Source organism: Povalibacter sp. (assembly GCF_036735925.1).
Lineage (GTDB): Bacteria > Pseudomonadota > Gammaproteobacteria > Steroidobacterales > Steroidobacteraceae > Steroidobacter.
Window position 1 is genome coordinate 1 of record NZ_DAINNK010000082.1, and the last position, 21132, is coordinate 21132.

General features: G+C 64.2%; 22 protein-coding genes. 12 read left to right on the forward strand and 10 right to left on the reverse strand.

The window, feature by feature from the left end:
* Nucleotides 1-297, forward strand: a 297-nt coding sequence (locus V7D81_RS19255) for a sigma-70 family RNA polymerase sigma factor (RefSeq protein ID WP_324319303.1), incomplete at its 5' end; no start/stop codon positions are given.
* A 52-nt stretch (nt 298-349) separates the two neighbouring features.
* Nucleotides 350-742 carry a hypothetical protein gene (locus V7D81_RS19260; RefSeq protein WP_324319305.1) on the forward strand — a complete coding sequence of 131 codons (393 nt, stop codon included), beginning with the start codon at nt 350-352 and terminating at the stop codon, nt 740-742.
* A gap of 54 nt (nt 743-796) precedes the next feature.
* On the opposite strand, the gene V7D81_RS19265 is transcribed toward V7D81_RS19260, so the two are convergent.
* The 6 genes from V7D81_RS19265 to edd form a co-directional block, all read right to left on the reverse strand.
* The gene (locus V7D81_RS19265) at nt 797-1723 is read right to left on the reverse strand and encodes an RES domain-containing protein (RefSeq protein ID WP_324319306.1); all 927 of its coding nucleotides are present in this window, start codon (nt 1721-1723) and stop codon (nt 797-799) included.
* Nucleotides 1724-1756: 33 nt separating this feature from the next.
* On the reverse strand, nt 1757-2200 hold the full coding sequence (locus V7D81_RS19270) for a hypothetical protein (protein WP_324319308.1): 444 nt from the start codon (nt 2198-2200) through the stop codon (nt 1757-1759).
* A gap of 231 nt (nt 2201-2431) precedes the next feature.
* Nucleotides 2432-4426, reverse strand: coding sequence for an outer membrane protein assembly factor BamB family protein (locus tag V7D81_RS19275; RefSeq protein ID WP_324319311.1), 1995 nt, complete (start codon nt 4424-4426; stop codon nt 2432-2434).
* A gap of 259 nt (nt 4427-4685) precedes the next feature.
* Entirely contained in the window at nt 4686-6239 is a 1554-nt protein-coding gene (locus V7D81_RS19280) for an acyl-CoA carboxylase subunit beta (RefSeq protein WP_324319313.1), read from the reverse strand.
* Between the two features lie 185 nt (nt 6240-6424).
* Nucleotides 6425-7057 carry a bifunctional 4-hydroxy-2-oxoglutarate aldolase/2-dehydro-3-deoxy-phosphogluconate aldolase gene (eda, locus tag V7D81_RS19285; RefSeq protein WP_324319315.1) on the reverse strand — a complete coding sequence of 211 codons (633 nt, stop codon included), beginning with the start codon at nt 7055-7057 and terminating at the stop codon, nt 6425-6427.
* Nucleotides 7058-7094: 37 nt separating this feature from the next.
* Nucleotides 7095-8912 (reverse strand): phosphogluconate dehydratase, encoded by a 1818-nt coding sequence (gene edd / locus V7D81_RS19290; RefSeq protein ID WP_349257695.1) that lies wholly within the window; start codon nt 8910-8912, stop codon nt 7095-7097.
* 311 nt (nt 8913-9223) lie between these two features.
* Here edd and zwf point away from each other — a divergent pair, with 311 nt between their 5' ends.
* From zwf to V7D81_RS19310, 4 genes are all read left to right on the forward strand, one after another.
* Nucleotides 9224-10684, forward strand: coding sequence for a glucose-6-phosphate dehydrogenase (zwf, locus tag V7D81_RS19295; protein WP_324319317.1), 1461 nt, complete (start codon nt 9224-9226; stop codon nt 10682-10684).
* A 228-nt stretch (nt 10685-10912) separates the two neighbouring features.
* Nucleotides 10913-11620 carry a 6-phosphogluconolactonase gene (pgl, locus tag V7D81_RS19300; protein WP_324319319.1) on the forward strand — a complete coding sequence of 236 codons (708 nt, stop codon included), beginning with the start codon at nt 10913-10915 and terminating at the stop codon, nt 11618-11620.
* Entirely contained in the window at nt 11601-12599 is a 999-nt protein-coding gene (locus V7D81_RS19305) for a glucokinase (protein ID WP_324319321.1), read from the forward strand. Before pgl ends, V7D81_RS19305 begins: the two co-directional genes overlap by 20 nt.
* Before the next feature lie 60 nt (nt 12600-12659).
* Nucleotides 12660-13229, forward strand: coding sequence for an ANTAR domain-containing response regulator (locus V7D81_RS19310; RefSeq protein ID WP_324319323.1), 570 nt, complete (start codon nt 12660-12662; stop codon nt 13227-13229).
* A 121-nt stretch (nt 13230-13350) separates the two neighbouring features.
* Here the strand turns inward: V7D81_RS19310 and V7D81_RS19315 are convergent, their stop codons facing one another.
* From V7D81_RS19315 to V7D81_RS19325, 3 genes are all read right to left on the reverse strand, one after another.
* Nucleotides 13351-15249: a potassium transporter Kup gene (locus V7D81_RS19315; RefSeq protein ID WP_324319325.1), complete on the reverse strand. Its 1899-nt coding sequence runs from the start codon at nt 15247-15249 to the stop codon at nt 13351-13353.
* Nucleotides 15250-15364: 115 nt separating this feature from the next.
* On the reverse strand, nt 15365-15916 hold the full coding sequence (locus V7D81_RS19320) for an anti-sigma factor family protein (protein WP_324319327.1): 552 nt from the start codon (nt 15914-15916) through the stop codon (nt 15365-15367).
* 8 nt (nt 15917-15924) lie between these two features.
* The gene (locus V7D81_RS19325; RefSeq protein ID WP_324319329.1) at nt 15925-16497 is read right to left on the reverse strand and encodes an RNA polymerase sigma factor; all 573 of its coding nucleotides are present in this window, start codon (nt 16495-16497) and stop codon (nt 15925-15927) included.
* A gap of 226 nt (nt 16498-16723) precedes the next feature.
* Between V7D81_RS19325 and V7D81_RS19330 the strand changes: the two genes are divergently transcribed.
* From V7D81_RS19330 to V7D81_RS19350, 5 genes are all read left to right on the forward strand, one after another.
* Nucleotides 16724-17137: a DUF6249 domain-containing protein gene (locus V7D81_RS19330; RefSeq protein ID WP_324319331.1), complete on the forward strand. Its 414-nt coding sequence runs from the start codon at nt 16724-16726 to the stop codon at nt 17135-17137.
* A 475-nt stretch (nt 17138-17612) separates the two neighbouring features.
* Nucleotides 17613-18359, forward strand: a complete 747-nt coding sequence (gene map / locus V7D81_RS19335) for a type I methionyl aminopeptidase (RefSeq protein ID WP_324319333.1) — start codon at nt 17613-17615, stop codon at nt 18357-18359.
* A gap of 1 nt (nt 18360) precedes the next feature.
* Nucleotides 18361-18792: a VOC family protein gene (locus V7D81_RS19340; protein ID WP_324319335.1), complete on the forward strand. Its 432-nt coding sequence runs from the start codon at nt 18361-18363 to the stop codon at nt 18790-18792.
* 202 nt (nt 18793-18994) lie between these two features.
* Complete coding sequence (locus V7D81_RS19345) at nt 18995-19363, forward strand: hypothetical protein (protein ID WP_324319337.1); 369 nt, start codon at nt 18995-18997, stop codon at nt 19361-19363.
* 186 nt (nt 19364-19549) lie between these two features.
* On the forward strand, nt 19550-19702 hold the full coding sequence (locus V7D81_RS19350; RefSeq protein ID WP_324319339.1) for a hypothetical protein: 153 nt from the start codon (nt 19550-19552) through the stop codon (nt 19700-19702).
* 48 nt (nt 19703-19750) lie between these two features.
* On the opposite strand, the gene V7D81_RS19355 is transcribed toward V7D81_RS19350, so the two are convergent.
* Nucleotides 19751-20122 (reverse strand): GntR family transcriptional regulator, encoded by a 372-nt coding sequence (locus V7D81_RS19355; RefSeq protein ID WP_324319341.1) that lies wholly within the window; start codon nt 20120-20122, stop codon nt 19751-19753.
* Nucleotides 20123-20290: 168 nt separating this feature from the next.
* Here V7D81_RS19355 and V7D81_RS19360 point away from each other — a divergent pair.
* The coding region (locus tag V7D81_RS19360) for an HlyD family secretion protein (protein ID WP_324319344.1) at nt 20291-21132 on the forward strand (842 nt) is incomplete at its 3' end.

Here is a 21132-nt window from a genome sequence, read left to right on the forward strand (position 1 = left end):
CTGCGAACTGCTGGCCGCCACTCCGTGAGGCACAAGAAGCAACCCGCGACCGGACTCGGCCTGGACTTCGATCAGCTTCACGGCAGCGAGTCGGCGGACGCCACTGCGACACTGGCCGAGCTTGCGGCTGCCTTCGACAAGCTGCCGCTGGAAGCGCGGACCGTACTCTCGCTCGTAGCGATCGAAGGGCTATCGCACGAGGAGACAGCGGAGGTGCTCGGAGTGCCGGTCGGGACGGTGGGGTCGCGTCTGCATAACGCGCGGCGTAGGCTCGTTGCCGCGATGAGCGGTGACTGACAGAGCGGCCGAAGCCCCGACACCGATTGCACATTCCCAGCGCAACCGACTAATGTCGATCGTCAACCTCGGGAGGCCGGATATGGGCGTTCTTGACGATCACAACCATCAACACACCTACGGCAACAGCCTGGGCCCGCCGACTTCCGTTGTCGGGGTGTCTGCCCAACAAGCGATCGACGCAAACAAACGTCTTGCAGACGGCGGAGAGCAGGGCTCCTCGGGGGCCGCTCTCAAGGCGAAGGACAGCCTGCGCCTTGCGATCGGTTTCGGCGTGGCCGCCCTCGTTGCGGTGGTGATCGCTTACATGATTGGAGGAATCGGTGCGGTCGCGGTCGGGCTCCTTGCTGTCATTGCCGGAATGATTGCGGCCATTTTCCTGGTTGTCGCACTGATTAACGGTGCCAAGTCCCTGGCGGCCCGTAGACGCTCGTCGAAAGCTTGAACATGAAAACGTAGCGCCGGAATCAGCCCGACGCTCGATGATTCACAGCGTCAACTAGAGGCAAAGATTGCGACTGTCGAGCACCGTATGAGTCGCACCAGCGGGAGGAAGTCCGCGCACCTGGATATGTGAGCTGGTATTCGAGCCAGCGAAGTTCCCGTTGAAGATCGCAAGACACAGACGTGTGCCCTGCTGCGAAGGGTACAGCAGCGCCTCGAACCCAGCTTCCTTCGCCAGGTATCCGAATATCTGATTCGGCGCGGGAATGCCGTGATTGGACGGTTCCGCACGCCACGCAGACGGTGCGGCCAGCAATCGCTTGTGCAATTCGCGCGTCGTAGTGATCAGCGAGCGCGCAGGGAATCCAGCTGCCTTGCCAAACTTGATCGTGTCCGGCGAAAGCTGAAACCTCTTGATGATGTCGACGAATTTCTTGAGCGGCTTCGGGTCTCGCAAATCAAGCACCAGGTCGACTCGACCTTCCAGCGGAAACGTCACGAACGCATCGGCCCGACGCAAAGCGAAATCATGGGCGGAAAGCATGTGATCGGAACCGATGCTCGGTTTGCCGAACTTTTCAGCCCGCGCGGTCACCTCGTCTTGAGCAATGTACAAGCATGGGAACGCTTGGCCGCGCGCGCGGTCGAGCTGTCGACCGATGTTGAAGCGTCCGCCGATACCCAGGAGGCTGCCGGCTGGAGACAGTGGCGTGAGATTCCATGTCCAGTCCGTGACGCGACACCATGGCGGATCGAGTTCAACGCTCACCGGATCGGCGTCGCGCAACGCTCTGCACAGCGCATCGTGATGCGCTGCGCGCTGGCGCTCGAGGTCGTAGTAGATCCGATCGTGAAACGTTTGCTCCGCCAGCGACAACTGGTCCCAGCGGTCAAGATCGGCAGCGGAAAACTGATCCAGTACCGCCGATGTGCGGCGAGCGGATAGTTTCGATCGTTTGCGGGATGCCTTCTTGCGTGTCAAGCGGCACCGGCAAAGCGCCCAACGATCTCGAAATTACTTCTTCTCACGCGCCGCCGTCTTCGCACCGGTCGCAGCCTCTTCGGCCGCACGGGCTTCAAGTACGAAGTTCAGAAGCCGCTTGTAGCGGCCCGCACGAATCATCGTACGCGGCGATACTCCGCCAAGCTGCGGGTTCGCGAGTTCGAACCACAGGCCAACTTTGTGTACGTCGCCCTCAAAGAACTCGCCCACGAGGTTGGCAATGTTCGCGATCTCGCGCAGACGTTCAGCAACGGCCTGCGGAATGCTCTGGTCGAAACGGACTGACGCCAGCGAGACCCCTCCCAACTTGCTCAGATCCTTCTTCGAGAGCTGCACCAGGTCGGCGATCTTTTTGTAGTCCGGCTCGCCTGCGCGCCAAAGCCCCAGCACATCACTCGCAATATGGGGCGCAAACTGCGACCGACGCTCACTTGGCATTCTGGCTGCAGTATTCATGAGACCCTCCGTTCACCGGATCCGACCATACCATGAATGGACCATGATTGGACCACGCCTGGGAAGGCAGGTTTGTTCCTGTGACGAAGGTCGCGCGAGAGCATGAACATCGAGAATCCAGTCCTGAATTGAGGCGCGCTTCCGGTAGGCGCGCCTCTTCCAACCAACTGATTTTCATGTCCTGATCGTGTATCAACCATGGACCTCGCCCCGTCCGGGACGCCACCGACCTCAACGTCCCTTCGGTCGAAACGCCAGCAACACATTCCCCGGCGGCTGCCCGAACATGCCGTAGCCCGATGAAACGAAGAGCTGGCCGTTGGCCGCGACGATCGTCGCGTTGTCGATCGCGCCGCCTTCTCCGGGAACGCCGTTGACCGTCGAGAATTTCTTCGCGGTGTCGTACTTGAACAGCGTGGCGCCGCTCTTGCCATCGAACACGCGCAGATAGCCGTCGTTCGCGCCCTGGGCGACGGCGCCGTCGATCACGGTCGGTGCGCCGGAAAAGCCGACGTTCTCGCACGTGCGCAGGCGAGTCTGGCGCTCCGCGCTGCAATCGGGTTCGGCGGCGAATGACCACAGCACCTTGCCGGTGCCCGCATCGATCCCGTAGAGGCTGCCGGGCTTTTCCTTGTGCTGCGCTTCCGGCGACGGGTAGAAGCCGTGCGCGTAGTTGATCGGCGCATAGACGCGCTCGCCGTCGAACGCGATGCCCCAGTGAATGCCGCCGAGGGACGAGCCCGGGCCGAAGGCATCCTGCCGCCAGATGAGCTTGCCGGTATCAGGATTCAGCGCCCACACCGTGCCGGATTTCTGGCCGGCGAACAGGATTTCGCGGCCGTCCTTGAGCTTGCCGAGTATCACCGATGCGCCGAAGTCGACGTCGCGATTCACCGAATAGGGCGGCGGACAATTCAAACCCAGCTTCAGAGGCGGAGCGCCCGGCGGCACCGTGGAGGTGTCGCAGCCGGACAGGTAGATATCGTTGGCGGTGGCCTGGAAGCTCCAGCGAATCGAGCCGTCCTTCAGGTCGACGGCGAGAATCGCATCCGTCGTTTCGGTCGCAGGCTCCGACGTTGCCTCGCCCGTGCCCACGTACAGCAGCCCGCGCTTTGCATCGATCGCCGGCGAATTCCAGATCGGCGCGCCGGAAGGACCCCAGATCATCTTGCCGTCGCCGCGGTCCCGAACCGGTTTGGCATCCGGCATCGGATGCATCGTCCACAGTTTCTCTCCCGTCCTGCCGTCGAGCGCGGTGACGCCGCCATGTGTCTTGCAGCACTCGAAACTGTCGACGTGGGCCAGCGAGATCTCGTACTGGGAAATGGGTACGTAGACGCGATCGTCGTGGATGATCGGCGTGCCGGTCCCGATCGAGATCGGGAACAGGCGCACCGACTGCGTCCACAGCCCGGCGCCGGTCAGCGCATCGATGGCATGAACGGTCGCACCGGCATCGTTGACGACGATCACTTTGCGTCCGGCAATCTCGCCGTACGCCGCGCCCGAGCGCAACGGCGAGGCACTGTTGTAGACCCACTTGAGGCAGGGCTCGCGCTGGCTGATGTCGATCGCGTACACCTGCAGGGTTTCGGCCACGGGCAGGAACAAGGTGTTGCCGACGACGGCCGGCTGCGCGCGCATCATCGTCGCGCGCGGGAATGCCAGCGCCCAGGCGAGTTCGAGATTCGCAAAGTCGGCGGTCTTCAATCCCGCCTGTGCCTGCGTCAGGTGACGGTGATTGTGCGGATCGAAACCGAAGCCCGAAACGTTTGCGGCCGCACTCAGATCCACGGCGCGACGATCGGCCGGGCACATCATCTTCGCGATCCAGGCGTCATTCGCCTGTTCCGCGCCGGCCAGATAGTCGGCCACCGATCTTTTCTCGGCGTCGCTCAGGCTCGCGGCCTGGAGCTTCATCTTGCCTTCCACCAGGGCATGGTTGATGTTCGAGAAACGCATCTTGCGCAGTGCGTCGAGCCCCGGCGAACGCGTGGCTTCGGGATTGTTGTGGCAGGCGGCGCACACGCGATCGTAGATGGCCTTGCCCGGATGAGCGTCGTTGCCTGCCGGCGGCGAACCCGCGCTCGCGGCCTGCGACGTTGCCGGCGCGCTCGATGCGCCAGCGGGCGCCGACTCCTGCCGGCCAGACGACGCGCAACCCAGAACCAGCAAAGCGGCGGCCGAGCACGTCAGCCCCAGCCACGAACGCAACGACATAGTCATCGAGACTCCTGCAGAATCATCAAAATAAATTTGCCATCTTCTGATTATCGATTTCCCGACCTCGGCGCAGTTGCCCTGCTTGCAATGCGAGATCGATCGAAGCCGATCGCTGGAGCGGTCACGGAATCGTGAACACCACCGGGCGATGGATTTAAGCCCAGCAGAGAGCAATGAGCAAGCAACGTTTGCGGCCGGCATTTATGGCGCGGGGCCGTGCGTCACTTCACTGAAAGCGGCTACGCAGCAGCGGATGCGAGCTTCACAAACGATACGCCACCACCGGCGGTCCCAGCTGCGTGCGCAGTATTGCCTGAGCATCCTCGACGAAGTCGGCGAGCAATGATCGCGTGTCGCGCGGGTCGATCAGATCCTGGCCCGTGGCTTCGGCAGTGAGAAAGGGCGATGACAGCGCCTTGAGCCGCGCTTCAATTTCCGCAAGCTTCGCGTGCGGATCGGCGGCCGATTCGATCTCGCGTCGATAGGCTGCCGACGCGCCGCCGACGATGTGCATCGATCCCCAGGTCGCCGAGGGCCAGCAGTAGCGGCGAAACATGCCGCTCGGGCGGTGATGACACTGCCCGCCGACGCCATACAGGCGGCCCACCACGAACGTGATCCAGGGCACGCGGCTTTCGCAAACCGTCTGCACCAGGCGCGCGCCGGCGCGTTCGATGCCGGCCAGTTCGGATTCCACGCCCACCATGAAACCGGGCTCGTCCGCAAAGCTCACGATGGGCAGGTGAAACACATCGCAGAGCTGGATGAGACGAATCACCTTGTTGCCGGCAGCCACGTCCGTCGAGCCGCCGAGATGCAGTGCGTTGTTCGCCATCACGCCCACGGGGTAGCCATTGATGCGGGCAAGCCCGGTGATGCGCGAACGCCCGTAAAGCGGCGCAATCTCGAAGAAACTGCCTCGATCGAATACGGCATCGATGATGCGGTGGCTGTCGAAACTCTGGCGCCGATCGCGCGGCACCAGGCTGAGAAGCGATTCTTCGCGCCGGTTGACGGCGTCCGGGCAGGGGGCGCGCGGCGCCATCTCCCACACGTTGGCGGGCAGAAAACCCAGAAAATCGCGAATCATCTGCAGCGCCTGATCCTCGGTCTGCGCGAGGTTGTCGACGGCGCCGCTGACGCGCGTATGGATCTGATCGCCGCCCAGTTCCTGCTTCGAGATCTTGTAGCCCAGCGCCGCCTTCACCACCGGCGGGCCGCCCGGAAAAAGCTGACTGGTGTCTTTGACCATCAGGTTGAAGTGCGCGATGCAGGCATTGATCGCCGGTAGTCCAGCCACCGATCCCATGACGGCCGAAACGACGGGACTGCTGTTGAGCAGTTTCACCTCCTGCGCAGACCAGAGATTCCCATCGGGCAGATAGGTGCGCCCGAGCGTCTCGAAGGAACGCACGCTACCGCCGACGGCGTCGAGCAAGCGCACGTACGGCAACCGCCACTCCATGGCGCGTTCGGTGGCAGAGAGTTCATTCCCGAGGCCGCCCATCTCGCGGGCGGCGCCGCCGCGCACCGTGAAATCACCGCCGTTCACGACGACTTTGCGGCCGCCGATGCGTCCGAACCCCTCCACCGAAGGCTTTGGCAAAAAGCCGGTCAGCTGCTCGCCGTCGTACGTCGCGCTGCCCACCAGCGTGCGGAATTCCTGCAGCGTTCCGGGATCGAGCAGGCGCTCCAGTCTTTCGCGTACCGTCAGCTTGCCCTGGGAATGCTGTCGAGCGATTCCTTCCTCGCCTCCCATCTGCATGGCCAGCTGCCGGCGCCGCTCCAGTTCATCCAGTTCAGATTTCCAGCTCATAGGTCGTAGTGTCGAAACAGCCAAACGGAACACCCAGCTTCGCGCAAGCGGGCAACGATACGCGATTGCTGAAGGAGCAGCTGATGATTGATCGAGCCGGCTCGGCGGATCGGGGAGATGCTGAACCGGATCGGCAAGCCGGATCGGCTTGCGGTCGGGTCAATGGCGGGACGAAGCTGCGAGCGCTACTTGCGCGCCCGCGGCAATGCCGCCGCATCGCGCGCCAGTGCCTCGATTCCTTTCCAGTCGCCCGCGCGCACCTTCTCGTTCGGCGCGACCCACGAGCCGCCGATGCAGGCCACGTTCGGCAGCCCGAGGAATTCCGGCGCCGTCGCCCGCGTGATGCCGCCGGTGGGACAGAACACGACATCGGGGAACGGGCCGCCCAGCGCCTTCAGCATGTTCACGCCGCCCGCCTGCTGTGCCGGGAACAGCTTGAACGTGTCGAAGCCCCAGCCGAGTCCGGCGATCAGTTCGCTCGGCGTCATGATGCCGGGCAGTAGCGGGAACGGCGCCTTCTTCGCGGCGGCGGCGAGTGCTTCGGTGAGTCCCGGCGTCACGCCGAACTGCGCGCCGGCATTCGCGGAAGTCGCGAAGTCTTCCGGTTTGGTCATCGTGCCGACGCCGACGACCGCTTCCGGCACGGCCCTGCGCATCGCTTCGATGGCCGGCAATCCGGCCGGCGTGCGTAGCGTGACTTCCAGCACGCGCAGCCCGCCGGCACACAGCGCCTGTGCGAGCGGCACCGCGTGTTCGATCTTCTCGATGACGATGACGGGAATGACGGGAGCGAGGGCGAGCGTGGCGCGGATGGACATGACGTGTAGTTCGACGTGATGTGAAAGTGGAGGGAGCTTACATGCTTCCCATCGCGCCCCTCTCCGCATCCCCGGCGGCGGCGCGGAAAGTGGCGAACAACTCGCGGCCGACGCCGTGCTGGTTGCGACTCAGGTCGGGGATCGCGACGCTGCGCCGCGCGAACACATCCGCATCGACGCGCGCTTCGAGAATGCCCTGGTAGCTGTCGAGCGTGATCAGATCGCCGTCCTGCACGCGGCCGAGCGGGCCGCCGGCCAGCGCTTCGGGCGTGAGATGGATCGCCGCAGGCACCGCGCCCGACGCGCCCGACATGCGGCCGTCCGTGACCAGTGCGACCTTGAAGCCCTTGCTCTGCAGCGACGTCAACGCGGGCGTGAGCTGGTGCAGCTCGGGCATGCCGTTGGCGCGCGGACCCTGGTAGCGCACGACGACGACGCAGTCGCGGTTCAATTGCCCGGCCTTGAACGCCTTCATCACATCGCCCTGATCGTCGAACACGACGGCCGGCGCTTCGACCACGCGATGGTGCGGCTGCACGGCCGATGTCTTGATGACGGCGCGGCCGAGATTGCCGTGCAGGAGCTTCAGGCCGCCGTCGCTGCCGAAGGGATCGCTCACCGGGCGCAGCACTTCCGTGTCGCCGCTGACCGCAGGCGCGTCGCGCCATGCCAGGCCATCCGGTGACAGCCACGGTTCCTGCGCGTATGCGGCGAGGCCGGTTCCCATGATCGTGAGGGTGTCGCCGTGCATGAGCCCGGCCGACAGCAGTTCGCGGATCAGGAAACCCATGCCGCCGGCGGCGTGGAAGTGATTCACGTCGGCGCTGCCGTTCGGATAGATGCGGGTCAGCAGCGGCACGACGTCCGACAGTTCGCTGAAATCATCCCAGTTGATGATGATGCCGGCGGCGCGTGCCATCGCGACCAGGTGCAGCGTGTGATTGGTCGAGCCGCCCGTCGCGAGCAATCCGACGATGGCATTGACGATGGCGCGTTCGTCGATGGTCCGCGCGAGCGGCAGATAAGACTCGCCGAGCGCTGTCATCCGCGCCGCGCGAATGGCGGCGGCGCTCGTCAATGCATCGCGCAACGGCGTATTGGGCGGCACGAAGGCCGCGCCGGGCAGGTGCAGACCCATCACTTCCATCAGCATCTGATTGCTGTTGGCGGTGCCGTAGAAAGTGCAGGTGCCGGCGGAGTGATAGCTCTGCGCTTCGGATTCGAGCAGGGCGTCGCGGCCGACCTTGCCTTCGGCGAACAACTGGCGGATGCGCGCCTTCTCCTTGTTGGGAATGCCCGTCGGCATCGGACCGGCCGGCACGAACACCGTCGGCAGATGGCCGAACGTCAGCGCGCCCATCAACAGGCCCGGCACGATCTTGTCGCACACGCCCAGGCACAGCGTGGCATCGAACATGCTGTGCGAGAGCGCGATCGCCGTGGACATCGCGATCACGTCGCGACTGAACAGCGACAGCTCCATGCCGGGCTGGCCCTGCGTCACGCCGTCGCACATCGCGGGCACGCCGCCGGCGAACTGCGCGACCGCGCCAGCCTCGCGCGCCGCGAGCTTGATGAGCTGCGGATAGCGTTCGAGCGGTTGATGCGCCGACAGCATGTCGTTGTAGGAGGACACGATGGCCAGGTTCGGCCAGCGCATCTGCTTGAGCGCTTCCTTGTCCGTCGCGTCCGATGCGGCGAACCCGTGAGCCAGGTTCGTGCAGGACAGTCCGGCGCGCGTGGCGTTGCGGCTGTGTGCCTCGTCCATGCGCGCCAGATAGTCGGCGCGCGTGCCGACACTGCGTCCGCGAATCCTGGTCGTGACGTCTCGGACTCGTTCGTGCAGCGCGCTCAAAGCGGGTTACTCCTCGTCGGATCGACGGCGATGGGATGGGAGGGGCGATTGTAGAGACTCGACTTTCCGATCGCACCCGCGCGGTCGAAACGCGTTGCAACGCACTTTTCACGCCATTTCCGGATTCCGGAATACCAATCCGCGCACTGAAACCGTTCGTCCGCGGACGGTCGCTGCACCAGCATGAGTGAATACGAATTCACGGGATTGACTCCCAGAAATCGGTTGAATCCTCCACGGCTCGTTTGCGACGCGTCGTCGCGAGCGGTAACGTCGATTCCGGGGGACTCATCGTTCATCACAGGTCATCCATGCAGAAGCTCGATACGTTCGATCTGGTTCTTTTCGGCGGCACCGGCGATCTGGCGCTGCGCAAGCTGCTGCCGGCGCTCTACCGGCGGCAGCTCGCCGGCCAGCTCACGCCGGACTCGCGCATCATCGGCGTCGCCCGCAGCGACGCTTCGCGCGAGGAATACCTGGCCCAGGTCGAGGCGAGCTGTCGATCGCATGTCGGCGACGAATTCGATGAGGCGCAGTGGACGCAATTCGCCCGGCAGGTTCACTACTTCAAGATCGATGCCAACGTCGATGCGGATTTCGAAGCGCTGACCGCCTGCCTCAAGGGCCGCGAGGCCAATGTCCGCCCCTTCTTTCTCTCGACCGCCCCGTTCCTGTTTGCGCCGATCTGCGAAGGTCTCGCGCGCCACAAGCTGGTCACGCCGGCCTCGCGCGTCGTGCTGGAAAAGCCGCTCGGCGAGGATCGCGCTTCGTCGGCGCTGATCAACGAGCGCGTCGGCGCCATCTTCAGCGAGCAGCAGATCTTTCGCATCGATCACTACCTCGGCAAGGAAACGGTGCAGAACCTCATGGCGCTGCGCTTCGGCAACCTGCTGTTCGAACCGCTGTGGAAGCGCGGCCGCATCCAGCACGTGCAGATCACGGTCGCCGAGAATCTCGGCGTCGAACGCCGCGCCCAGTTCTACGACCAGACCGGCGCGCTGCGCGACATGGTGCAGAACCACCTGCTGCAACTGCTGTGCATCATCGCGATGGAGCCGCCGCAGACCGGCGATGCCGATGCGATGCGCGACGAAAAGCTCAAGGTGCTGCGCGCGCTGCGGCCGCTGCACGGCCGCGAAGTGCTCACCAAGACGGTGCGCGGCCAGTACAAGTCGGGCGCCGTGGACGGCACGCCCGTCGTCGGCTATCTCGCCGAGAAGGACGTGCCGGCCGACAGCAACACCGAAACGTTCGTGGCATTGAAATGCGAGATCGATTCCTGGCGCTGGGCCGGCGTGCCGTTCTACCTGCGCACCGGCAAGCGGCTGCAGGAAAAGATGTCGGAAATCGCCATCACGTTCGAAGACATCCCCGTGTCGATCTACGAACGTCCCGACAAGGTCCACGCGCTCAACCGGCTGGTCATCCGACTGCAGCCCGACGAAAGCATCACGCTCAGCGTGCTGGCGAAGAGTCCCGGCGAAGGCATGCGTCTCAAGCCCGTCAGCCTCGGCCTCGATTTCAGCGAGACGTTCAAGACCCGCATGCTCGATGCGTATGAGCGCCTGCTGACCGACGTCATCAAGGGCAACCTCACCCTGTTCATGCGCCGCGACGAACTCGATGCCGCCTGGCAATGGATCGATCCGATCCGCGAAGCCTGGCAGCGGTATGACGAAACGCCGAAGTCCTACAGCGCCGGCAGCTGGGGCCCGGCGGCTGCGAGCGCGCTCATCGGTCGCGACGGCTTCGCCTGGAGCAACGAGCTGTAAGAGGAAGAATGTTTCACACGGAGTTCACGGAGAACACGGAGGTCGGAAGAAGAGAATTTCCATGGGGAACACGGGGTCTTAAGGGAAAGAAGTTTTCTTCCCTCGTGGAGAATTCTTTCCTCTTTATTTCTCCGTGATCTCCGTGAACTCCGTGTGAAACTCTGGTTCTGGGATTCCCGCGGCTGGATGGCGTAAGCTCCCGGAAATCTCGCCTGCCGCGTCATTCCTATGCCAACCCGCTGGGTTCACGAACATCGTTTTCCGGATGCCACGGCGCTGGCGCATGCGCTCGCCGGAGAAATCCGGGTCGATCTGGAAGAGGCGATCGGCGTACGCAACTCGGCGAGCCTGGTGGTGTCCGGCGGCCGCACGCCGCTCAAGTTGTTTCAGCAACTGCGGACGGAAAAGCTCGCGTGGTCGAAAGTATGGATCACGCTGGCGGATGAACGCTGGGTCGAAACGAATGCCGAATCCAGCAACGAACGCATGATGCGCGAGCAGCTGGCGGCGGATCTCGCGGCCGAGGCGCACTTCGTGGGACTGAAAAATCCCGCGCCCACGCCCGAAGCCGGTGCGGACTGGTCGTGGCGTGCACTCAGCCGCGTGCCGCGGCCGTTCGATGTCGTGCTGCTCGGCATGGGCGAGGACGGCCATACGGCGTCGCTGTTCCCCGGGTCGCTGGCGCTGGCGAAGGCGCTGGATCCGGCGGCGGCGCCCGGTTGTGTCGCGGTGAATGCACTGAAAGCGCCGCATGCGCGCGTCAGCCTGAATCTGGCGGCGCTGCTGGATGCGCGGCGGATCATTTTGCACATCGAGGGGGAATCGAAATGGCAGGTCTATCAGCGGGCACGCATGCCCGGCTCGGCGGCGGAGCTGCCGGTGCGCGCCATCCTGCATCAGAAGGAGGTGCCGGTTGATGTCTACTGGGCGCCCTGAAACCGCACCGCGACTGATCGCCGACATCGGCGGCACCAATGCCCGCTTCGCCCTGCTGGAAGGACAGGAGCATCGCGACGAGATCGTCCTGAAATGCGCCGACTATCCGGACGTCGTCGCCGCAGCCGAACACTATCTGCAACAGGTCGGCGCGACGGCGAAGGGCAAGCGTCCGCAGGAGGCCGCCGTCGCCATCGCCGGTCCGATCACCGGCGACCTCATTCGCATGACGAATCACGTGTGGCAGTTCTCCGCCGCACGCGTGCGCCAGCAGCTCGGGCTGTCGCGCATGATCTTTCTCAATGACTTCACCGCGCTCGCGATGGCCGTGCGCCATCTGCCGCAACACGAACTCGAAGCCATCGGCGGCGGACGTCCCGTCGCCAACGCGCCGATCGCGCTCATCGGCCCGGGTACCGGACTCGGCGTCTCCGGACTGATTCCCGCCGGTCCGCATTTCATTCCGCTGCAGGGCGAGGGCGGTCACGCGACGCTCTCCGTGATGAACGAGCGCGAGATGGCCGTGCTGCGGCAACTTCACCAGCGCTTCTCGCACGTCTCGGCTGAACGCGTGATCTCCGGCCCCGGCCTCGTGAATCTCTACGAAGCCATCAGCGTGATCGAACGCAAGGTGCCCGACACCCTGACGCCAAAGGAAATCACGCGGCGCGCCAACGAGAGTTCCTGCGCACGCTGCATGGAAGCGGTGAGCATGTTCTGTGCGCTGTTCGGCACGATGGCGGGCAACCTCGTCCTCACGCTCGGCGCCGTCGGCGGCCTGTACATCGGCGGCGGCGTCGTGCCGCACCTCGGCCGATTGTTCAAGGCATCGCCGTTCCGCGACCGCTTCGAAGACAAGGGGCGTTATGCGGAGTACCTGAGTGCGGTGCCGGTGTATCTGATCAGGACGGAACTGCCGGCGTTCGTCGGGCTGGCAAGGTCGTTCATCGATCCGGGGCCGAGGCTGGAGGCGGAATAGGGTTCGGACTGGCACTCTCCTTGCACCTCCCGACCATCCCAACCACTTCGGTCGCAAAGCGTGCGTGTACTGGTCATTGCCGAGTCGTCCGAACGGGCGGACATCGTGCGTCGGGGGCTGTTGCTGGCGGGTCATGAGGCGGCGGATATCGCCGGGCCGGATGATCCGTTTCCGCCGATGGACGAAGCGCGACCCGATGCCATCGTGCTCGAAACCGGGTCTCCCCCCATCGATCTGCTGGATCGCATCATCGATGCGATGGGCGAAAAGCCCCTGCCGCTGGTGATTTTCGCCAGCGATCCTTCCGAACAGAGCATCAGCCGCGCCGTGCGCGCCGGCGCTTCGGCGTATGTCGTTGATGGACTGAACGCTGCGCGCGTCCCCGCCATCCTGCAGGTGGCGCTGGCCCGCTTCGAGCTGATGACCGACCTGCGCAGCGAACTGAACGTGGCGCAGCAGAAACTCGCCGAGCGCAAGTTCGTCGAACGCGCCAAGGGTCTGCTGATGAAGGCCCGCGGTCTGAGCGAGGACGAGGCGTATCACACGTTGCGGCGCATGGCGATGGAACGCAACCGCCGCATGGGTGAGGTAGCGAAGTCGGTGCTGGAGATGGCGGAGTTGCTGAATTAGGGCTGCTGGCTGCTGGCGGCTGGCCAGAAGCAGTAACGGTGCATCCGCTCGTCAGATTGCACTGCGTCCGTGCAGCTGCTTCCTCCTCTGGCCAGCCGCCAGCAGCCAACCGCCTTTCTCCTCACATCCTCACCTGGCTGCTCACCTCCAGCAGCCGATGCGACGGCACGCCGAAGTGGATGGCGGCGAGCTGGCTGTTGCGGCCCATGTAGGCAAAGAGCCGTTTGCGCCACAGCGGCATGCCGGAGCCGGTGGCGAACACCGGATTCTCGCGACCGACGACGTACACCGTCTGTTCGGGTTCGTACGCGATGCCCTTTTCCTCCGCCGCGCGCAGCGTGACGACGACGTTCGGCGTTTCCATGAAGCCGTAGCGTGCGATCACGCGACACAGCGCGGGCGAGAGCGTCTGTACTTCGATGCGTTCTTCGGGCGGCACGTACGGCACTTCCGGCCGCACGAACGTCAGCAGGATGTTGCGCTGATGCATGACGCGGTTGAAACGCAGATTGTTCAGCAGTGCGCGCGGCATGCCGCCGGCTTCGCTGGCGAGATACACCGCCGTCCCTTCGACAGTGTGCGGTGACTCCTTCTCCAGCAGCGCGAGGAAGTCGTGCACCGGCATCTGTTCGCGCGCGATCAGCCAGTTGAGCGTGCGCCGTCCTTCCTGCCAGGTGCTCATCAGGATGTAGACGACGACGGCCGCCGCCACCGGCAGCCAGCCGCCGTCATCGAGCTTGAAGAGATTGGCGGAGAAGAAGGCGAACTCGATGGCCACGATGAACGCGAGCACGCCCACGTAGAAACGATAGTGCGGTTCCCGGCGCACGCGCAGCAGCATGATGACCAGGATGCCGTCGATGAGCATGGTGCTGGAAATCGCGATGCCGTACGCACCGGCCAGCGCGCTCGACGACTGGTACGCCAGCACCAGCGTGAACGTGCCGACGAACAGCACCCAGTTGACCATCGGCACGTACACCTGGCCGATCTCGTGTTCGGAAGAATGCTCGATGCGCAGCCGCGGCAGGTAACCGAGGTTCAGCGCCTGACGCGTCACCGAGAACACGCCGGAAATGACGGCCTGCGACGCGATGACGGTTGCCGCGGTGGCGAGAATGATCAGGAACGGCAGCAGCCAGCCGGGCGCGAGGTTGTAGAAGGGATTGGTGATCGCATCGGGATTGCCGAGCAGCAGCGCGCCCTGACCGAAGTAGTTGAGCACCAGCGCCGGCAGCACGACCCAGAACCAGCCGCGGCGAATCGGCGAGCGGCCGAAGTGACCCATGTCGGCGTACAGCGCCTCGCCGCCGGTGATGGCGAGAAACACCGAAGCGAGCACGAAGAATCCGGCCGCGCCGTTGTGCACGAAGAACATCACGGCGTGCCAGGGATTGAGCGCCAGCAGCACACCCGGCGCGGTGACGATCCAGCGCACGCCGAGCAGCGCCAGCGTGATCAGCCAGATGAGCGTGACCGGTCCGAACATGCGGCCCATCGCGCCCGTGCCGCGCTTCTGCACCAGGAACAGCAGCGTGAGGATCGCCAGCGCGCCGGGCACGACGAAGTGTTCGAGACGCGGCGTCGCGACTTCGAGACCTTCCATGGCGCTCAGCACCGAGATGGCCGGCGTGATGAAGCCATCGCCGAAAAACAGCGCCGCACCGAACAGGCCGACCGCGCTCACCGGTCCCCACACGCGCCAGTCGCGGCTCGCGTTGGACAGCAAGGTGCTGAGCGCCAGCACGCCGCCTTCGCCTCGATTGTCGGCGCGCAGCACGATGGTCACGTACTTCACCGAGATGACCAGGATCAGCGACCACAGGATCAGCGACAGCAGGCCGAGCACGTTGGCGTGATTGACCGCGATGCCGTGATCGGGACTGAAGCACTCGCGCAACGCGTACAGCGGACTGGTACTGATGTCGCCGAAGACGACACCGAGCGCGGTGAGAACGAGCTTGTTATTCGCGGCCGGCCGATCGGTTGCCGGGGCGTCCGGGACGGAGCGCGAATGCATGATTGTTGTTGGTGGGCCGTTGGGAGAACGGCGCGTATTCTACTTCTACTGTAGGTCAGGCTTTAGCCTGACTCCGGGAAGGCCGGCTGAAGCCGGCCCCACAGGAAGAGACGGATCAGTCCGCCACCTTTGCCAGCCAGCCCGACATGAAGCCGCCGAGGGCTGCGCCCATCAGTCCAGTGAGGATCGTCTGCAGCGATCCCATGTTCGCGAACTGATCGCCGGCGATTTTCGCAGTGACTTCTGCGGCATCGAACGAGCCGACCAGCGCGAACGCGAGCAGCACGCCACCGATCATGCCGGGAATCACGAACGCCCAGGTACGACGCCAGCTGCGCGACAGCGCCTGCAGGTTTTCCTGCAATTCCTGTTCGACTCGCTGGCGCGCCGCGGCGCGCTGGGCTTCGTTCACCGAGCCGATCTGTGCGAACAGCCGTGCATCGAACGAATCGTTCAGGGATGGCGCCGGATTCGCTGCGAACAACGCGGTTTCGAGCGTCGAGAATTCCTCGACGCGTTCCTTGCACAGCACGCAGTCGCGCAGATGCGTTGCGAAGAGATCGCCATCGGCGGGATCGATATCGCCATCCAGCCAGTCCTGCAGCCGATCGTTCCATTCGAGATGGTGTTCGGCGGGGTTCTGAGTCGATGTGGGTGTCGTGGTCATGGCGGTCATCAGGCGGAGACGGTTCTTTCCGACTCGCGCGTCAATTCGATTAGGCGCTTGCGGGCACGGTGAAGCAAGGCTTTGACCGTGCCCAGCGGCAGCCCGAGGCTCTCGGCCGTCTGTTCGTAGGATTTGTCTTCCATATAGAACAGCGTGACGGCCTGGCGGTAGCGCTCGGGCAACTGGTCGAGCAGCTGCCCGACGCTGACCGTCGCCGAGTCGTCGGGATCAGGTGCGGCCAGCGCAGCCACTTCGGCGTCGTACTCGTCCGCATCGCCATTCATGGACACCGTCGGCCGCTTCTTGCGCAGTTCCGACAGACACGCATTGCGGGTGATCGCATAGATCCACGTCGACAGCGACGACTGGCCGGCGAACCCCGGCAGGGCACGCCACACCCGCAGGAAGACGTCCTGGGTGATGTCCTCGGCCATGGCGTGGTTGCGTAACATGCTGAATGACAAACGGAAAACCTTGTCCCGGTAACGCGGCACCAACAACGCGAACACTTCGCGGTACTTCTTGACCTGGAGCAGCGCCTGAAGATCGCTGTCGGCTTGCGGAGCGGCACCCAGTGTCATTGCGGGTTGTGACGTGCGGTGGCGGCAAAAGGTTGCGGGAAGGGGCTCGGGGTAGCCCTCCATCCGCACTCTAGCAACGAGGTTCCCTTCGCGGTCCACGGTTCGCCGGCCGTTCGCGGCGATCGACCGATGCGACGCGTCGGTGATCGACGTGCAACCCTGCGAACAGGTGCCGCGTCTGAACCCCCAACATCGCACCGATCACGACCGAACGAGGCCTCGCCCCATGCTCAACGATCTGGTTCCCATCGTCGCCATCACCTTCGGCGTCGGTTTCATTCCCGCCATCGTCTGGATCATCCTCAGCTATCGCAAACGCCGCCGCTTCATGGAACTGCACCACACCGAGCGCATGGCGGCCATCGAACGCGGCATGGACATTCCGCCGCTGCCGATCGAACTGATCGACGGACGCCGTCGCAACCGCCGCACCTCGCTGCTGCCGGGACTCGTGTGGACGTTCATCGGCATCGCGCTGCTGATCTCCATGCGCATCGACGGCGATTTCCCTGCGCTGCCTGGCCTCGTCTGCCTCGGCATCGGTCTCGCCTATCTCATCTACTACGGCATCGAAGGCCGCAAAGTCGAAGCGCGCCAGCTCGATTACGAGATGCCGGAACGCAGCCGCGCGATCGAGTGAGAAGGGAGAGGAGAGCCGGAGAGCCGCGAAAGACCGCATAAAAGAAGGGTAAAGATCGGCAGAAGAATCCGTCCTTCCTGCAACTTCTTTTATGCGGTCTCTTGCGGCCTCCAGTTCCATTTCCCGTCTCCAGCGGCTCTACGCGAAGTACGGCGCGGCGGCCTGAGGAAGCCGGAGTTTCACACGGAGATCACGGAGGGCACGGAGCTGGAGATCAAGAGAGAAGAATTTCCACGGGGGAAGAAAGGGGACACGGGGAACACGGGGTCCCGGAACAGAAATTTTCTTTCCCCGTGCTCCCCGTGTTCCCTTTCTTCTCCCCCGTGGAAACTCTTAACTTCTTTTCCGACCTCCGTGGCCTCCGTGATCTCCGTGTGAAACTCCGAATCCGTTCTCTGTCTCCCTCCTGCGTCTCTTGTCCCTGCTGCCGCCGGATTGCACACTCGCGCCTTCCTCCGCAGCGGCGACGACTTCCATGACCATCGAAACCGAGTCAGATCTCGACGGACTCAGGCGCATCGGCCGCATCGTGTCGCTGGTGCTGCACGAAATGCTGGAAAAGATCGAGCCCGGCATGACGACGGCCGAACTCGATGCCCAGGGTGCCGCGCTGCTGGAAGCTCACGGTGCGCGCTCGGCGCCGAAGATCACCTACAACTTCCCCGGTGCGACCTGCATCAGCATCAACGAGGAAGCGGCGCACGGCATTCCGGGAGCGCGACGCATCGAAGCCGGCGATGTCGTGAACGTCGACGTCTCGGCGGAACTCGACGGCTACTTCGCAGACACCGGCGGCACGCGCGTCGTCCCGCCGGCCGACGACGTCGCGCTGCGCCTGTGCGACGCCACGCGGCAGGCACTCGAAGGCGCGATGCGCGAGGCACGCGCCGGCAATCGCATCAACCAGATCGGTCGCGCGATCGAGAAGGTCGCGAAGCAGCATCGCTTCCACATCATCCGCAATCTCGGCAGCCACGGCGTCGGCCGCGCGTTGCACGAGGAACCCGGCCACATTCCCGGGTTCTACGACGCGTCCGACCGGCGCGTGCTGCGACAGGGCATGGTGATCACCATCGAGCCTTTCCTGTCGACGCGCACGACCATGGTCGAACAATCCAGCGACGGCTGGACGCTGTTCGGACCGCCGGGCACGCGCTCGGCACAGTACGAACACACGATGGTCATCACCCGCGGCGCACCGATCGTCGTCACGAGGCACTGACGTGGCGTCGCTGCTGGTCAATATCGACGTCGACGATCTGAAGAAGGCCGCGCAGTTCTACTGCAGCGCGCTCGATCTCACTGTCGGCCGCCGCTTCGGCCACGACGCCGTCGAACTGCTCGGCGCCAACGCGCCCATCTATCTGCTGGCGAAACCGAACGGCACGGTGGCATCCGCATCGAGCCGCCACCTGCGTTCCTACGCGCGTCACTGGACACCGATCCATCTCGACTTCGTCGTCGACAACGTCGAAGCCGCCGTCGACAAGGCCCGCAATGCCGGCGCCCGCCTCGAAGGCAACGTGCGCTCCAACAGCTGGGGCAAGATCGCGATGCTCGCCGACCCCTTCGGCCACGGCATCTGCCTGATCGAATTCGTCGGCCGCGGGTACGACGAGATTGCGACGCCGGAGAAGCAGAGGAAATCGGAGTAACCGTGACCGAAGGGAATCCCACGGGGCAAAGACTGCATAGAACGCAAAGTTCGGAGAAGAGAATGGCCGCAAAAAGCGCAAAAGGCGCAAAAGTAAGAATTCCTCTTTTCTGACCTTTGCGCCTTTTGCGCTTTTTGCGGTTATTTCCTGGTCTTTCCTGTTTTGCGTTCTATGCGTTCTTTGCGGTTACTCTTAAGATTCCATGTCCGACCTCGTCTGCTGGAAATGCGGCAATTCCCTCGGCGACTACACGTTGCCGCTGCGTCGCCTCGAAGAATGCCGGCAGTGCCACGCGGAACTGCACGTCTGCAGGATGTGCGAGTGGTACAGCACGAGCGTCGCGAAGCATTGTCGCGAGCCGATCGCGGAAGAAGTGAAGGACAAGGAACGCGCCAACTTCTGCGACTACTTCAAGCCACGGCCCGACGCCTACTCGAGTACGCCGCAGGACGAGGCGGCGAAGGCCAGGGCGCAGCTCGATGCGCTGTTCGGTGGTGCGCCGGCCGCGCAGCCTTCGGCTGCCGACAAGGCGCGGGCGGAGCTCGACGCGTTGTTCGGCAAGAAGAGCTAGTGGACTGCAACGATCGAACCGGTGGTGACCTTCCGTCCCCCTCCTCCGCGAAGCGGGGGAGGGCCGGGGTGGGGGCATCGACTGGAATCCTCCATCTCGATTACCGCAATTGACCCTCGCGGCGAAGCGGGTGTATTCGCCCTACGGTGCATCCGCACTCATCGCCGATCTCCGGAGGACCGATTCATGACGTTCCGCACGACTCATCGCAGCACCGCCGGCAAGAAGCTCTACGCGGTCCGTGACAAGAACGGACGCTTCAAGGACATCCAGACCTACGAGCGCGCGCATCGCGCCGACCTGAAGAGGAAGAGCAAGGCGGAAAAGACCAGGCACTGATTCGCCGCGTCCCTCTCCCGTGCAATGGGGGAGGGACGGGTCCCGCCGTCAATCGTCGAAGGTTTCCTGCAGCGTTTCGAGGTCGATGCCGAGCCGCCTGAGACGGGCGCGCAGCACCGGCCATTCCTCCTTCATGAACTTGTTGCGCTCGCGGCGCAGCAGCGCTTCGCGCACTCCCTTGCGCACCATGAGCCCCTCGCCGCGCAGGCGATCGGTGAGCCCGTCGCGCGCCAGCTCCTTGTAGGCCTTCGCCACCGTCAGCGGGTTGACATCGCAATCGCTGGCGAGCTGCCGCACCGACGGCAGCATCTCCCCTTCTGCATACGTCTGGTCGAGGATGCGGCCGACGAGCAGCTCCATCAGCTGCCGGTAGATCGGCAGATCGTCGTGCCATTGCGGAAAGGAAGCAGTGCGTTTCATAGGGGAGAACCTGGGACGGCGCGGCCAACATACCCCGACGCGGCGTTGCGCGCCATCGTCTTATCGTAGTACTGTATTACGTAGATAACACAGTGTGCGAACGATATGCGGCTGGCGTCGGTCCGAAATGACCCACATGACCGGGACGATACGGCGGAGATGTCGCCGATGGACCGGCGCGTGCGCACGCCGCGATTCACCCGGGCGCGCGTGGTCGCAGGTCTGCTGGTGTTCGCGGCGATCTGCGCCGTCGCCTTCGGCTATGTGCGCTATGGATCGACGCGTACGCTGCGCATCGAGGGCGAGCGGCTGGTGCTGTCGCCGGTGCGATCCGCGGCATTCCACGACTACATTCCCGTGACGGGCATCGTCCAGCCGCGGGCGACGGTCTATCTCGATGCGGTCGACGGCGGGCAGGTCGCGCAGGTGCTGGTGGAGGAGGGAGTGATGGTGAGCACCGGTCAGCCGCTCGTCCGATTGAACAACACCCATCTGCAATTGCAGGTGATCAACAGCGAGGCGCAGTTGTCGGAACAGCTCAACCGTCTCACCAGCACCCGCTTGCTGTTCGAGCAGACGCGCCTTGCGCATGCGCGCGAGCTGATCGACGTGCGCTTCCAGATCGAGCAGGCGGCGCAACAGCTGGCGCGGCTGGAATCGCTTGGGACGGGCGGCGCCATTCGTCGCGCCGATATCGAGGATGCGCGTCTCGGGCTGCAGCGCCTGCAGCGCCACGAGCGCGAACTCGCGCATGCGGCGCAGGTCGACGAGTCGCTGCTGCGCGAGCAGATCCGGCAACTCGACCTCACGATCACCGGTCTGAACGCCAATCTGGCACTCGCGCGCCAGAATCTCGACAACCTGGTGGTCAAGGCGCCGCTCGCCGGGCATCTCACGTCGCTCGACGCTCACCAGGGTGAATCGAAGTCGCCGGGGCAGCGGCTCGGACAGATCGATCAGGTCGATGGATTCAAGGTGACTGCGCTCGTCGACGAACACTACCTGGCGCG